This is a genomic window from uncultured Tateyamaria sp. (assembly GCF_947503465.1).
GTDB lineage: Bacteria > Pseudomonadota > Alphaproteobacteria > Rhodobacterales > Rhodobacteraceae > Tateyamaria.
Map to the genome: position 1 here is coordinate 1,488,097 of NZ_CANNDN010000001.1, position 14,662 is coordinate 1,502,758.

The window sequence follows — 14,662 nt, forward strand, 5'->3', positions numbered from 1 at the left end:
GATGCGTCTGTCATCCCTGCTGATCATCGTTGTCACGTTTTCCGTGGCGGCCGTTCTGGCCTTGGTCACCGCCAACCTGTCAGTGACATTGATCGAGGAAAGCTCGGAAATCGGGGTCCGGGACGCGCTGGATGACGAAGGCATGACCTGGGCCGAGGTTCAGGCAGACGGGCTGCAGGTCACGCTGGCCGGCATCGCGCCGACCGAAGCGATCCGCTTTGCGGCACTGTCGACCGCGGGCAGTATCGTGGACGCCGCACGCGTGATCGACGAAATGGAGGTCGAGGCCGCCGCCGCCATCGCGCCACCGCGCTTTTCTGCCGAAATCCTGCGCAACGACGCGGGCTTTTCCATCATCGGGCTGATCCCTGCGGCTACGGACCGGACGGCAGTCATTGACCGGATCACGGCCATTGCCGGCGACTTGCCCGTAACGGACCTGATCGAGGTCGCCGACTATCCGGCCCCGGACGGGTGGGAGGACGCGCTTGGCTTTTCACTGACCGCGATGGAACGCTTGCCGCGCGCCAAGGTGTCCGTTCTGGCCGGGCGCGTGTCGATCACCGCGATCACCGACAGCGCTGAAGAAAAGAACCAGCTTGAAACCCAGTTGAACCGCGCCGCCCCGCCGGGCCTGCGTGTTGCGCTGGACATTGCAGCGCCCCGCCCCGTCATCACGCCCTTCACGCTGCGCCTCGTCAAGGACGAGGCCGGAACCCGATTTGACGCCTGTTCGGCCGACACCGAAGCGGCCCGGACACGGATCGTGAACGCGGCATTTTCGGCGGGCCTGACCGGTCCGGGCCAGTGCACGGTGGGCATGGGCGTGCCCAGCCCGAACTGGAGCATCGCCGTCGAACAATCCATTGCCGCCCTGGCCGAACTCGGCGCAGGTTCGGTCACGTTTTCAGATGCGGATATCACGCTGATCGCGGCGGAAGGCACGCCACAGACCGAATTTGATCGGATCGTGGGTGAACTGGAAAATGCCCTGCCCGAGGTGTTTGCCCTCTATGCCAAGCTGCCGGAAACGGTGGACCCGGATCAGGGACCGTCCGAATTCGTGGCAACGCTCAGCCCCGAAGGGCTCGTACAGCTGCGCGGCCGCATCTCCGACGAAAACCTGCGGTCGCTGGTCGACAGCTATGCCCAGGCGGCCTTTGGATCGGACAGCGTCTATACCGCGACGCGGATCGTCGATAACCTGCCCGCAAACTGGCCGGTGCGGGTGCTGACGGGGCTCGAGGCGCTGTCGCAACTGTCCAATGGTGCGGTGACCGTGACGCCGGATACGCTCACCATATCCGGCAACACAGGCAACCCGAAGGCCAGCACCAATATCGCATCGCTTCTGGCCTCCAAACTGGGCGAGGCCGAAGAGTTCGACATTCGCGTCACCTATCAGGAAAAACTGGACCCGGTCGCCGCCCTGCCCACGCCCGAAGCGTGCGAGGCGGAAATCGCGGGGATCCTCTCCGCCTCCAAGATCACGTTCGAGCCGGGCAGCGCCACGATCGATGCAAGCGCGTTGGGCACAATGGACGACATCGCAGAGGTGCTGCGCCAATGCGGTGACCTGCGGCTGGAAATCCAGGGCCACACCGACAGCCAGGGCCGCGAGGTGATGAACCTGAACCTCAGCCAGGCCCGCGCCCAATCGGTTCTGAACGAACTGCGCGCCCGCCGCGTGCTGACGGCCACCTATTCGGCCAAGGGCTATGGTGAAACGGACCCGATTGCGGAAAACGATACCGAAGAAGGGCGTGAGGCCAACCGCCGCATCGAATTCAAGCTGATCCGCCCTGCCCCTTCCGCACCGGAAGGCGAAACAACGCTGGAAACCCTCGCCGGAACAGGCGATACAGAGGCGGGCCCAGAGGACAGCGCCGAAGGACAGGACGATGAGCAGAACTGAGTTTGTCATTGCGACAGCCATCATTCTTTTCATCGCGTTCTGCCTGGGATGGTTCGCGAACTGGTTGATTCACCGTTTTACACGTGTTGCCTCTGGCGACGTGGCAGAACTGGACCGGATGAGCCAGGAACTGCACGAGGCCGAAGAAACACGCGATCAGGCGATCACCTACCTGCAACAGCGCGAAGCGGAGCTGACCAACCAGCTGAGCCAGACCGAGGCCGAATTGCGCGCCGCCATGGACGGGTTGCGCGACGCCCGGCACGAGGCCGAGGAACTGCGCGCCTGGATCGACCGCCAACAGGCCAGCTGAGCACCGGGGCCGGATCAGCATCCTGCGTCCGACGTCCACCTTTCGTTAACCGACGCGCGGTCCGTTAACCCCGCGATCCGGCGCATCAGCGGTGCACAGGTTGTGCACACGGTGTGTACAGGTAGTGCACCGGCGAAAACCGCGATTCAGGTATCTAAAAAAGGTGCGAATCACCACCGCGCCAGCGCGTCCTCATCCTCGTCCCGCGCGGCCACCCAATCGGCGCCATCTGCTGTCACTTCGCGCTTCCAGAACGGCGCTCGGGACTTGAGGTAGTCCATCAGATACTCAGCCGCCTCGAATGCATCCTTGCGGTGCCTGGCGGCAGTGGCGACCATCATGATCATCTCGCCCACCTCAAGCCGTCCGTGCCGGTGGATCACCAGCGCATCCTCCAGCGACCATCGGTCAACCGCCTGTTGCGCAATCTCTGACAGCGCGCTTTCCGTCATGCCGGGATAATGCTCGATCTCCATGGCCTGCAGCCCGCCATCCACGTCGCGGACGATGCCGGTAAACGTCACCACGGCCCCCGAAACAGCGCGGCCCCCGGCAAAGGCAGATGCTTCGGCCCCGAAGTCGAACGGCGCATCCTGAACGACCACGCGCATCCGCCTAACCGCCTGTCATTGGAGGAAAAAACGCCACTTCCCGCACCCCGGACAAGGGGGCATCAAAGTCGGTCAACTGTTGGTCCACAGCCACCCGCAACGCCGTGATGTCGGCAAATGCCGCCGCATATCGTTCTTCCTTGGCACGCAGTTCTTCCACCAGATCCATCACGGTTGCCGCCTGCGTGTCGACCGCCTCACGCGGGATGCCAATCCGTTCCCGCACCCAGGCAAAGTAAAGCACGTTCATGGCTGTCACCCTTTCAGATACGGCATGGCCTTACGGAAGTAGTCCCATCCGGTGATAAAGGTAAGGGCGGCAGCGATCCACAGCAACCAAAGGCCTATACGGCCCGACCAATCGGCACCGGCCAGCTTCCACGCCAGGCCCAGATTGTCGGGTTCGTCACCGTTCAGGATGGCGCTGACCATGGCCTCGTCCATGCCCCAGATCGACATCCCGAAATAGTGTTCAAACACGCCTTGGGAAAACAGGACCGCAATGGCAACCATCTGAAAAGTCGTCTTCCATTTCGCAAGCTTTGTAACCTTCAACGTACCGGCCGTGTCCCCCAGAAACTCGCGCAGACCCGACACAAAAACCTCTCGAAACAAGATCATCGTCGCAGGCAGCACCAGCCACGGTGACCAGCTGGAAAAGCCGATGATGACCATCAGCGCAATGACCACCATCGCCTTGTCCGCGATAGGGTCGAGCATCGTGCCAAGCTTGGTCTGTTGTCCCCATGCGCGGGCCAGATAGCCGTCGAACCAATCCGTGATGGCCGCCCCGATAAACAGGATCACGGCAAGGATGTCGGCATAGGGTCGGGTGAAATACAAAAACATCACAGCAACAAGCGGGGCCGCGATCAGCCGCAGGGTCGTCAGGATGTTCGGGATCGTCCAGGTCATGCGCAATCTCTAGCGTGTCCGGTGCCGGGCCGGAAGGGGGCGTACGCAGACATGCGCCTACTGATCGTGAAAGAAGTCATAGACCTTTTGCGCCAACCCCTCTGACACGCCATCCACGGCCTTGAGATCGGCAAGGTTCGCACGTGCCACCGCCTTGGCCGATCCGAAATGCGCCAGCAGCGCACGCTTGCGGGACGCACCCACGCCCGGAATATCATCCAGCGGGTTCTTCATGTTGGATTTCGCCCGTTTCGCCCGGTGCGTGCCAATGGCAAAACGGTGCGCTTCGTCCCGCATGCGTTGCACGAAATAGAGCACCGGATCGTTGTGGCGCAGGGCAAAGGGGCGCTGGCCCACGCGGTGGAACTCCTCCTTGCCCGCGTCGCGGTCCACACCCTTGGCAACGCCCACCATCGGGATGTCCTCGACCCCGTGTTCGCGCATGATTTCGGCCACGGCACTCACCTGCCCCGCACCACCATCGATCAACAGCAGGTCAGGCCACATGCCTTTGCTGCGGTCCGGGTCCTCAGTCAAAAGGCGCTTGAAGCGGCGGTGCAGCACTTCCTTCATCATGCCAAAGTCATCACCGGGCGTCAGGTCATCGCCCTTGATGTTGAACTTGCGGTAGCTGTTTTTCATGAACCCGTCCGGGCCCGCGACGATCATCGCGCCCACGGCATTGGTGCCCTGGATGTGGCTGTTGTCGTACACCTCTATCCGGTCAGGCGGCTCCGGCAGTTCGAATGCTTCGGCCAGCCCGCGCAACAGTTTTGCCTGCGTCGCGCTTTCAGCCATTTTTCTGGCCAGGCTTTCACGCGCATTGCGCAGGGCGCTGTCGACCAGTTCGGCCTTTTCCCCGCGCTGTGGCACCAGCAACTCGACCTTGCGCCCCAGTTTCCCACTCAACGCTTCGGCCATCAGGTCGGGGTTCTCGATCTCGTTTGACAGGATCAACTGTCGGGGCGGTTCCTTGGTGTCATAGAACTGGCCCAGAAACGCCTCCAGCACCTCGGCCGCGTCCACGTCCGCACCGATGCGTGGATAGAAATCACGATTGCCCCAGTTCTGGTTGGCGCGGATGAAAAAGACCTGCACACAGGCCTGCCCCTGATCCATATGCAGGGCCACGATATCCGCCTCGGTCACGCCGCGCGGGTTGATGCCCTGCGCGGTCTGTACCTGCGTCATGGCCCGGATACGGTCCCGCAAGGCTGCGGCGCGTTCGAATTCCATGGCTTCCGACGCCTCTGCCATCTGCCCGGCCAGCTTGGCCTGGATGTCCGTAGACTTGCCGGTCAGGAAGCGCTCGGCATCCTTGACCGACTGGGCATACTCGGCCTCTGAAATCAGGCCGACACATGGCCCCGAGCAGCGCTTGATCTGATAAAGCAGACAGGGCCGCGTGCGGCTTTCGAACATGGAATCGGTGCAGTTACGAAGTAGAAAGACTTTCTGTAGTTGATTGAGCGTGCGGTTCACGGCACCCGCGCTGGCAAACGGCCCGTAATAGGCGCCCTTCTGTTTCTTTGCGCCGCGGTGCTTTTTGATCTGGGGATAGGCGTGATCGCCCGTCACGAGGATGTTGGGAAAGGATTTATCGTCGCGCAGCAGGACGTTGAACTTGGGCTTGAGCTGCTTGATCAGGTTCTGTTCAAGCAGCAGCGCCTCTGTCTCTGTCCGGGTGGTCAGGAACATCATCGACGCGGTCATGGAAATCATGCGCGCAATGCGACCCGAATGACCGCTGGGGCGGGCATAGTTCGACACCCGTGCGCGCAGGTTTCTGGCCTTGCCGACGTACAGCACCCGGCTTTCGCGGTCGAGCATGCGGTAGACACCGGGCGAGCTGTCGAGTGTCTTGAGATATCCCTGGATCACCTCGTGACCGACAGGCACGGGCGGCTCAATCTGGGAGTGTGAGGGGGTATCCTGTTTCGCCATGCGATTCGCGCTGTCTTCCATGTTTTGGCTGCACTGATTTGACCAGGTGATCAAGCAAACTTGCATCCACGGTTCCTGTGGATAAGTGTGCGGGTAACTTCCGGGCGCTCAGATTTTTTCCTTGTTTCTTGGGCCCTTCGCCAATCTGCCTAATTTTTGGGCACATATGTAAGTATATGGTTTTACTTCACTTTTATTTTCACTTGCGGCAAGTAACTGAAAACACATGGCTTTTGGTAACAGTTTTGTAACCAGTATTAACCCGGTGCAAAACTCACCTTACGTCACCTTACTCTACGCCGATCACGTCCGGAGTTTCCCAGGCGAGGTGCTGTCCCCCATCCACGCAAAGAAGTTGGCCCGTGACCGCCGGAGAGTCGAGGAAATAGCCCAGCGCGCCCACGATGTCTGCAGGGTTTGATCCGCGTTGCAAAACGGTTGCGGCGCGTTGTTTTGCAAAATGTTCGGCACTTTGGCGGCCGCCCTGCAATGTGGGGCCGGGCCCAATCGCATTGACGCGGATCGCTGGGGTCAGGGCCCGGGCACTCGTTTGCGTCAAGGCCCATAGGCCCATCTTGGCAAGTGTGTAGGTCATGAACTCGGGCGTCAGCTTGCGCACCCGTTGGTCTGCCATGTTCACGATCAGGCCGGAGGCGACCGGTTCATCCATGTCATCGCGCGTGGGCTCCAAGCCCTGGGCTGCCATCGCCTGCGTCAGCACAAACGGTGCGCGCAGGTTGCTTTCCATGTGTCGGTCCCAACTGTCGCGGGTGGCCGTTTCAACTGTGTCGTATTCAAAGATCGAGGCATTGTTTACCAGGCAGGTGATCGGCCCACCCAGCGCATCGGACGCTTTGCCAAACAAGGATTGGGTCTCTGCCTCTTTCGTGAGGTCCGCTTGCAGTGCAACGCCGCGCTGACCCCTGGCGTCGATCCGAGCCACTGTTTCAAGCGCACCTTTGTCGGAACTGGCATAGTGTACGGCGACATCGTATCCCCGGCCGGCCAGATACACAGCCATCGCCCGGCCCAGTCGGTGCCCTGCCCCTGTTACAAGCGCGCGTGTCATCGCACTCTCCTTCTTTTTGATCAGCTTAGTACGATGCCCAGATAGGCCAGATAGAGCACGGTCAAGATCACACCCCATGTCCGCGTGATGTCACGCCGCATGTAGACAAAGGGCACCAGCAGGATGGACGCGCCCAGCATGACCCAAAGATCGAAGCGCAGGAACGCGGGATCAACCGGGATGGGCCCGACCAGCGACGCAATCCCGACAATGGCCAGCAGGTTGAACATGTTCGACCCGATCACGTTGCCCAGCGCCACATCCGCCTGCCGTCTGAGCGCCGCCATGACCGTTGTCGCCAATTCGGGAAGCGAGGTGCCAACAGCAACAAGCGTGAGACCGATGACCGTATCGCTGACCCCGTACATCTTGGCGATGATGGTGGCGTTGTCGACCAAAAGATCCGCACCAAGCGGCAAACCGATCAGCCCCAGAACCAGGAAGACGGCAATGCGCCAGCCTGGCAGATCCGGGTCCACGCCCTCGATCTCGTCTTCGTCTGCGGATGCATCCGCGCATGCCGCGCGGTGGCCGGTCGCTTCGCGTGCGGCGTCCCACAAGACAAACGCAAGCGCCGCAAGCAGCACAACGGCCGCGATCCAGTCAAAGACGCCGCGAAACGCCAGCGCGATGAACAAGACCGACGCCGCGATCATGAAATTGTACGTCTTCCTTGTCTCGCATTCCGACGTGTGCATGGTCGCCAGCAAGGCCGGTATCCCGAGAACCATCAGAATGTTCGCCGTGTTGGACCCCACCACATTGCCGATCGCGATGCCCGGTGCCTCGTCCAGAACGGCCTGAATGGCGATCAGCAATTCGGGCGCTGACGTTCCGAAGGCGACGATGGTTAGACTGACGATCAAGGCCGGCACGCCGAGGCGTAAGGACAGGTTGACCGCTCCCTTGACCAGCGAGTCGCCTGCCAGCAGAAGAATGATCAGTCCCAGCCCGCTCAACAGCCACGGCATTGCGGCAGCCATCAGCGACCCCCTCGGCCGCAGGTGCACGTGCCCTTGCCGATCCGGTAGCGCCCGCATTCACATTTTGCGGCTGCCAGACGCTTGCCGCCAATCCAGTGCAGTTTGCCAAAGACCGCCAGGACGGCGATGAAAGCAAGGAACAGAAGGACGATCTTGGACAACATGGGCTACAGCCCGAACCGGGCATAGGCCGCCCGTTCTTCGATGACGGATACGGCGTCGTCCATCGCCTGTGCGCCCAAACGGGAGAACAGGGGGCGGCGCACGCCGTAGCGGCGAAACTTGACCTTGTCGCCGAACCGCGCTTCCATCATCGGTTTCAGGTGCCCGATGCCGTCGATCAGCCCCAACGCCTTGGCCTTTTCGGCCAGCCAGACCTCGCCTGTGAAAAGATCAGCCTCTGCATCAATCTTGCCAGCCCGCCGGTCCTTCACATGGTCAATGAAATTGGTATGGATGTCATCCAACAGACCCTTGAGCCGTTCGACATCCTCCGGCTTTTCCGGGCGGAACGGGTCCAGCATGCTCTTGGACTTACCCGCCGTATAGACCCGCCGCTCAACCCCTTGCCTGGCCAGAAATTCGTGTGCGCCAAACCCGGCAGAGATGACACCGATGGACCCCACGACAGAGGACGGGTCGGCGTAAATCTCATCCGCCGCAACGGCCAGCCAATAACCGCCAGAGGCCGCGACATCCTCGACAAAGGCGATGACCGGTATGTCCTTTTCCTCCGCCAGCCTGCGGATGCGCGCACCGATCAGCGAAGACTGCACAGGGCTGCCCCCGGGTGAATTCACCTCGAGCGCGACTGCCACGGGTTTGCCACGGCCAAAGGCCTTGTCGATGACGCCAGCGAGGGCCCGGTCATTCAAGGTGCCGCGCGTCCCGCCCGCGATGACCCCTTGCAGTCGCACAATGGCGACCGTCGGGTCGGATTTCATGAAGGGAATCCAGCGTTTCATCTCAGCCCATGTAGAATGCGGCCCCGCACAGAACAAGGCCGCAATGCAAAGGAGTTGTGCGCCGTTACGTTATTGCCGAATACGCCACCCGGTCTTGAAAATCCACCAGACCGCCGCAAGGCACAGCCCGGTAAAGACCGCGATCGCCGCAAGCGATGTCCCAATATGCACATCCGCAATCCCGAAGAAGGCCCACCGAAAGCCCGAGATGAGGTAAACCACCGGATTGAACATCGAGATCGTCTGCCAGACCGGTGGCAACATCGAGATGGAATAGAATGACCCGCCCAGGAACACCAGCGGCGTCACGATCAACAACGGCACCAGTTGAAGCTGTTCAAAGTTCCCGGCCCAAATGCCGATAATGAAGCCCAAAAGCGCAAAGCTGATACAGGTCAGGATCAGGAAGGCGATCATCGCCAACGGGTTCTGGATCTGGATATCGACAAAGAAAAACGACGTCGCAAGAATGATAATCCCGATGAACATCGCCTTTGTCGCCGCAGCGCCGACATAGCCCATGACAATCTCAAGAAAGTTAACCGGCGCCGACAGCAATTCGTAAATCGTCCCGATGAACTTGGGGAAGTAGATGCCAAAGGATGCGTTGGATATGCCTTGGGTCATCACGGTCAACATGATCAGCCCGGGCACGATGAACGCGCCATAGCTGACGCCTTCGACCTCCTGGATGCGGCTGCCAATGGCGGCACCGAAGACCACGAAATACAGTGACGTGGACAGAACGGGCGAGATGAGAGATTGCGCAATCGTCCGAAAGAAGCGCGCCATTTCAAAGACATAGATCGCGCGAATAGCAGACCAGTTCATCACGTTTCCTCCGGCGCGTTGACCAGCGACACAAATATATCTTCAAGGCTCGATTGACGGGTCACCACGTCCTTGAGTTGCAGGCCGGCCTTCTGCACATCGTTCAGAAGCTTGGTGATCCCCGTCCGTTCGGCGTTTACGTCATAGCTGTAAACCAGCGTCCAGCCGTCGTCGCCCAGGGTCAGGTCATAGCCGCCCAATGCCTCTGGCACCGCGTCAATCCGGGTGGTCAACTGCACATCAAGTTGCTTTTTACCCATCCGCGCCATGAGCGTGTTCTTGTCTTCGACCAGAAGGATTTCGCCCTTGCTGATCACGCCCACGCGGTCGGCGATGGCCTCGGCTTCTTCGATGTAGTGGGTTGTCAGGATGGTGGTCACACCGTCCGCGCGCAGCTGTTCGACGATTTCCCACATATCCTTGCGCAACTCCACGTCGACGCCGGCCGTGGGTTCATCCAGAAACAGCACGCGCGGCTCGTGCGCCAGCGCCTTGGCGATCAGGACGCGCCGCTTCATCCCGCCAGACAGTTCGCGGATCTGGTTGTCGCGCTTGTCCCAAAGGGACAGGCGTTTCAGAATATCCTCGACCGCGCTGTCCTTGCGCCCCTTGCCGAACAGGCCCCGGGAAAACCGGACGGTGTTGATGACCCTTTCGAACGGTTCAAGTGCAATCTCCTGCGGGACAAGACCAATAAGGCTGCGCGCTTCGCGGTAATGGGTGAGCGTGTCGAACCCCGTCACCGAGACGGAGCCGGATGTGGGCATCGTGATCCCGCACACCGTTGAAATCAAAGTTGTTTTTCCGGCGCCATTGGGCCCCAGCAAGGCAATGATCTCGCCCTCGTCGATATCGAGGTTCACACCTTTCAAGGCTTCGAATCCGCCGGCATAGGACTTGCGCAGGTTCTGGATACTCAGGATCGTGGACATGGAATCTCCGCTGTGTTCACGCAAACGAGAGGTATGCCCCGTAAACAGACAGGGCCAGCGCGCGGGCGCACACGCACGTGTGCAGGCGTTCAGTCCTTGCCGGTCAAACGACCCAGCCACCCCTTTTTGGCGGGTTCGGCGCCTTCCGTCTCCGCATCCTGCGCGGGCGGTCCTTCCAGCGTTTCCTGAAGGTTGGCAAAGAACTGGTCCGCCATCTTCTTTGCGAACCCGTCGATGATACGACTGCCAAGCTGGGCCAGTTTACCACCCACCTTGGCCTCGACATCATAGCTGAGCTCCGTGCCGCCATCGACAGCCGCCATCCGGACTTCGGCACCGCCTTTGGCAAACCCGGCAGCACCGCCTTTGCCCTCGCCCGAAATGGTCAGACTTTGGTTTTCAACCCTATCGGACAGGGTGACGGCCCCTTTGAATGTCGCTTTGACCGGGCCGACCTTTTGGGTGACCGTGGCCTCGAACCCGTCATCGGGATTGCCTGTGACCTCAGTCGCGCCTGGCACGCAGGCTTTGAGCACCTCTGGGTCGAGCAAGGCGGCATAGACATCGGAGGGCGGGGCCGCGATCTGGCGTGTGTCGGACATTTGCATCGGGTGTCTCCCTTGGTTTTTTGGAGGTGTGATACCTGAGCGCCCGCAATTGTGCCATGCGCTATTCGCAACCCACATCCCTGCATCCTGTGGTAGGGCTGGTGTCATGGAAAGCATACGCCAGAACTTTGCCGGGCTGGGCATCCTATTTGTCCTGATCGGGGTGTTCTGCATCTCCATAAATGACATGCTGATCAAGCAGCTGTCGGGCGCGTACCCGTTACATCAGATCGTGTTTGCGCGGTCCGCGATCGGCATTCTGTTCAGTCTGATCATCGTGCAGTACGAAGGCGGGTTTGGCATATTGCGCACGAACACACCGTGGCAGCATGCGTTGCGCGGCGTTCTGATCGTGATTGCCAACATGACCTTCTTCGTCGGCCTTGCGGTGTTGCCGCTGGCAGATGTGACGGCCCTGTTCTTTGTGGCGCCGCTGTTCATTACCCTGCTGTCAGTCCCCATGCTTGGCGAGCGTGTCGGGCCCCTGCGCCTGTCCGCCGTTGCCATCGGCTTTGCCGGCGTTGTCATCATGCAACGCCCCTGGGCCGACGCCGGGTCGCTTGACGTCAACCGCATCGTCCTGGTGCTGCCCGTTCTTGCGGCCCTCACCTATGCCTTGAACCAGGTGCTGACCCGCAAATTGGGCGTTGCGAGCAAGGCCAGCGCCATGGCGGTCTATATCCAGGCAACTTTCATCATCGTGTCAGCGGGTTTCTACATTGTTGCGGGCGATGGGCGCTTTGCCGAAGGCACAACAAACGAACCGCTCATTTTCCTGCTCCGTGCGTGGGTTTGGCCCAGCGGCGCCGATATGTGGGTCTTTGCCGGGCTGGGCCTGAATGCGGCCATCATCGGCTATTGCCTCAGTCAGGCCTACCGGTTGGCCGACGCGGCAACAGTCGCCCCGTTTGAGTACATTGGCCTGCCGCTGGCCGTGTTTTGGGGATGGGCCGTGTTCGGCGACCTGCCTGTGCTGGAAGTTTGGATCGGCATCCTACTGATCCTGGGGGCCGGCCTGTTCGTGTACGTGCGCGAGCGCCAAAAGGCCCGGATGCTGGCCCGGCGCCCGTTCGCGGGCGGCGCGCGCTAGGCGTCGACCTGAATTACAACCTTGCCCGTTGCCTTGCGGGTCCGCAGCAGATCCAGCCCGTCATTCGCGTCGGCAAGTGGCAGCACGTGGCTGACATGGGGTTTCAACTTTCCCTCCGCGTACCAACCGAACAGCACTTCGAAACTGTCCGTCAGCACCTTGGGGTTCACGCGCATGTAGCCCCCCCAGTAAAAGCCCAGCACATGCAGGTTCTTGACCAGCAGGTAATTGGCCGGGATCTGTGGAACGGTGCCGGAGGCAAAGCCCAGCGGCAGCAACCGTGCCTCGGGGTTGCAGGCGCGCAACGCCGCCTCAAACAGATCGCCACCCACGGGATCATAGACGACATCCGCACCGCCCAGTGCCTTGACGTCTGCCCGCAGGTCGCACGTGTCGCTGTCCAGCAGGTGATCTGCCCCGGCATGCGACGCGATTTTCAACTTGTCAGCGCCACGGGCACAGGCAATCACCTCGGCCCCCATGAGTTTGCCAAGTTCGACCGCCGTCAGGCCCACACCGCCCGACGCCCCCAACACCAACAGGCGTTCGCCTGGTTGCAAACGTGCTTTGTAATCCAGTGCAACGTGACTGGTGCCATAGGCCACAAGGAAGGCGGCAGCATCCACTTCTGTCATCTCATCAGGAATCGGCACACAGATGTCAGCAGGCAAGGCAGCGTACGCACCGAGGCCCCCAAAACCCGAATAGGCCGCGATCCGTTGGCCCGGCTTCAGATGTGTGACGCCATCGCCAACCGCTTCAATCGTGCCGCACATCTCCATCCCGATGGTCGCGGGCAGTTGCGGTTTCTCCTGGTAGGTGCCTTTGACAATCAGTGTGTCCCCAAAGTTCAGCCCACAAGTGTGGACCCGCACCAGCACCTCGTTTGCCTCAGGGATCGGTGCATCGACCTCTCGCAGTTCAAGCGGCTGCCCAAGGGCGGTGACTTGCATGGCACGCATGGTTGTTCCTTTGGTCTAGTGGCCGTCGCGGCCGATTTGCCAGACCTGATAACTGATCTGCACGGCGCCGAACAGAAGGCCGTGGAAGAACCAAAGGATAAAGAGGATCAGGAACGCATCATCGCTGTTTGTGGAACGTGTGTGAATGTCTGCGACGTCCATGATCCAGATGCCCGAGACAAAAACGGCCGAAAGGGCAAAACCGACGGCCGTGCCATTCAGGAACAGGCGGATAAGGGGGTTCGGTTGCTCCGGATCCATGCGGCAAATGTAGGGCACGCGACGCGGATGACGACCGCCAGCTGGCCGTGGCCGCGGTGTAGGATCAGCCCGCCACTGCGTTTGCCGCGGCAAGACCGCTGGCGGCTGCCATCCCTTCGTACCCCCGCACACGTCGACGGATGCGGGGAAACGGCGCGGGCGCGCTGTCGCTGGCAAGTTCGGGGTACAGCGATATCAGGCGCGCGCGCGCCAGCGGATCAAGGCTTTGGCGTGCGACGGGACCGGGATAAAAGCTTTCTGCGAGCATGCCGTTGGCCCAGACCAGTGCATGGGTATCGAACATGAAGTGGTGATACTCGACAGCCTGCGACGCGCTGGCCCGAGTGATGTCGTGACCGTTCACGCATTCGCGCGCAGCCATCAGCACTTCGGTCGTGTCGAACATCAGTTCAAAAGCCGCGTCGCGCCGAAGCAGGCAGTGGCGCGGTGAAATTCCGGTTGGCGCAAAGGGTTGACCCGGACCGAAGGTATCAGGCGCGACCCAAACCGGCAAATCGTCGCCCTGCGGAAACAGGATCATCCGGTGCGCGGCCCAGCTGATCCGCTCTGCGCCACCATCAAAGGTCAGGACACGGTCACCGATCTCAAGTTGTTCGACCGGCACATCGCCATCCGGCGTTCGGATCAACGTGCCGCGCACAAAGCATACGATTTCACCATAAGGCGTGCCGCCGCCGTCATTCTTGAATGCGATGTTGTATGTCGTACCGGGGATCAGCGGCGCCGTGGACACGACCAGGGTCAGGTCGCCCTGGTTCTCGCCCGGGCCTGCCGCGACAAAGAGAAGATCAATTGTCGGGCCACCGCCAACGGGCGTGGCTGTGAGGGTAAACTCGACCTCGAGAACGGCGCCTGCCGCGACCTGAACGGGGTCGCCATCGGCATTCGTGGTGTCAATGTCGTCGCGCAGGATCTGGTTCAGCGGCGTACCACCCGGATCGTCCTGAAACCCGTCGTCAAATTCCATGTCATCGTCATCGACATTGATGTCGATTGTGGTGGCTGCGGCGGCCAGCGTCGCCTGGGCATTGTTCGGCAATGAAAAAGGACCGTTCTGACCCGGGTTCAGCTGCCCGTTGTCGTTCACGAAACTAAAATCCTCGAACAGAAATCCTGTGATCGACCCGCCATTTGGCATAACGCAACGCTCCAACTTGTGTCCGCGTTCTGCGGACCCCAAGCCCAGACGATACAAGGCCCAGGCGACATCGCCTACATCCCATTGGACACGTTTGGGAAACA

General features: G+C 60.8%; 16 protein-coding genes. 3 read left to right on the forward strand and 13 right to left on the reverse strand.

What is annotated here, in order from left to right; translation table 11 throughout:
• Position 1: 1 nt before the first annotated feature.
• Both Q0844_RS07615 and Q0844_RS07620 read left to right on the forward strand, forming a co-directional pair.
• Positions 2-1,915 (forward strand): OmpA family protein, encoded by a 1,914-nt coding sequence (locus Q0844_RS07615; protein WP_299045245.1) that lies wholly within the window; start codon positions 2-4, stop codon positions 1,913-1,915.
• Positions 1,902-2,228 carry a hypothetical protein gene (locus tag Q0844_RS07620; protein WP_039688288.1) on the forward strand — a complete coding sequence of 109 codons (327 nt, stop codon included), beginning with the start codon at positions 1,902-1,904 and terminating at the stop codon, positions 2,226-2,228. Before Q0844_RS07615 ends, Q0844_RS07620 begins: the two co-directional genes overlap by 14 nt.
• 170 nt (positions 2,229-2,398) lie before the next feature.
• On the opposite strand, the gene Q0844_RS07625 is transcribed toward Q0844_RS07620, so the two are convergent.
• The 10 genes from Q0844_RS07625 to Q0844_RS07670 form a co-directional block, all read right to left on the reverse strand.
• A complete protein-coding gene (locus tag Q0844_RS07625; protein ID WP_299043505.1) occupies positions 2,399-2,839 on the reverse strand; it encodes a molybdenum cofactor biosynthesis protein MoaE in 441 nt (146 codons plus the stop codon).
• A 4-nt stretch (positions 2,840-2,843) separates the two neighbouring features.
• The gene (gene moaD, locus Q0844_RS07630; RefSeq protein WP_299043507.1) at positions 2,844-3,089 is read right to left on the reverse strand and encodes a molybdopterin converting factor subunit 1; all 246 of its coding nucleotides are present in this window, start codon (positions 3,087-3,089) and stop codon (positions 2,844-2,846) included.
• 5 nt (positions 3,090-3,094) lie between these two features.
• A complete protein-coding gene (gene pgsA / locus Q0844_RS07635; RefSeq protein ID WP_299043509.1) occupies positions 3,095-3,754 on the reverse strand; it encodes a CDP-diacylglycerol--glycerol-3-phosphate 3-phosphatidyltransferase in 660 nt (219 codons plus the stop codon).
• A 57-nt stretch (positions 3,755-3,811) separates the two neighbouring features.
• Positions 3,812-5,698, reverse strand: coding sequence for an excinuclease ABC subunit UvrC (gene uvrC / locus Q0844_RS07640; protein ID WP_299045247.1), 1,887 nt, complete (start codon positions 5,696-5,698; stop codon positions 3,812-3,814).
• 289 nt (positions 5,699-5,987) lie between these two features.
• The gene (locus Q0844_RS07645; protein ID WP_299043510.1) at positions 5,988-6,845 is read right to left on the reverse strand and encodes an SDR family oxidoreductase; all 858 of its coding nucleotides are present in this window, start codon (positions 6,843-6,845) and stop codon (positions 5,988-5,990) included.
• Positions 6,788-7,738: a calcium/sodium antiporter gene (locus Q0844_RS07650; RefSeq protein ID WP_299045248.1), complete on the reverse strand. Its 951-nt coding sequence runs from the start codon at positions 7,736-7,738 to the stop codon at positions 6,788-6,790. The genes Q0844_RS07645 and Q0844_RS07650 overlap by 58 nt, the downstream gene beginning before the upstream one ends.
• A 179-nt stretch (positions 7,739-7,917) precedes the next feature.
• Positions 7,918-8,715, reverse strand: coding sequence for a S49 family peptidase (locus Q0844_RS07655; RefSeq protein ID WP_299043511.1), 798 nt, complete (start codon positions 8,713-8,715; stop codon positions 7,918-7,920).
• A gap of 69 nt (positions 8,716-8,784) precedes the next feature.
• A complete protein-coding gene (locus Q0844_RS07660; RefSeq protein ID WP_299043512.1) occupies positions 8,785-9,546 on the reverse strand; it encodes an ABC transporter permease in 762 nt (253 codons plus the stop codon).
• Positions 9,546-10,478: an ABC transporter ATP-binding protein gene (locus Q0844_RS07665; protein ID WP_299043513.1), complete on the reverse strand. Its 933-nt coding sequence runs from the start codon at positions 10,476-10,478 to the stop codon at positions 9,546-9,548. Before Q0844_RS07665 ends, Q0844_RS07660 begins: the two co-directional genes overlap by 1 nt.
• 89 nt (positions 10,479-10,567) lie before the next feature.
• Positions 10,568-11,086, reverse strand: coding sequence for a carbon monoxide dehydrogenase subunit G (locus tag Q0844_RS07670; RefSeq protein ID WP_299043515.1), 519 nt, complete (start codon positions 11,084-11,086; stop codon positions 10,568-10,570).
• Between the two features lie 106 nt (positions 11,087-11,192).
• Between Q0844_RS07670 and Q0844_RS07675 the strand changes: the two genes are divergently transcribed.
• Positions 11,193-12,176, forward strand: coding sequence for a DMT family transporter (locus Q0844_RS07675; protein ID WP_299043517.1), 984 nt, complete (start codon positions 11,193-11,195; stop codon positions 12,174-12,176).
• On the opposite strand, the gene Q0844_RS07680 is transcribed toward Q0844_RS07675, so the two are convergent.
• From Q0844_RS07680 to Q0844_RS07690, 3 genes are all read right to left on the reverse strand, one after another.
• Positions 12,173-13,138, reverse strand: coding sequence for an NADPH:quinone oxidoreductase family protein (locus Q0844_RS07680; protein ID WP_299043519.1), 966 nt, complete (start codon positions 13,136-13,138; stop codon positions 12,173-12,175). The genes Q0844_RS07675 and Q0844_RS07680 overlap by 4 nt on opposite strands.
• Positions 13,139-13,153: 15 nt before the next feature.
• On the reverse strand, positions 13,154-13,399 hold the full coding sequence (locus tag Q0844_RS07685; protein WP_299043521.1) for a hypothetical protein: 246 nt from the start codon (positions 13,397-13,399) through the stop codon (positions 13,154-13,156).
• Positions 13,400-13,463: 64 nt separating this feature from the next.
• Positions 13,464-14,573, reverse strand: a complete 1,110-nt coding sequence (locus Q0844_RS07690; protein ID WP_299043523.1) for a Hint domain-containing protein — start codon at positions 14,571-14,573, stop codon at positions 13,464-13,466.
• Between the last annotated feature and the right edge of the window lie 89 nt (positions 14,574-14,662).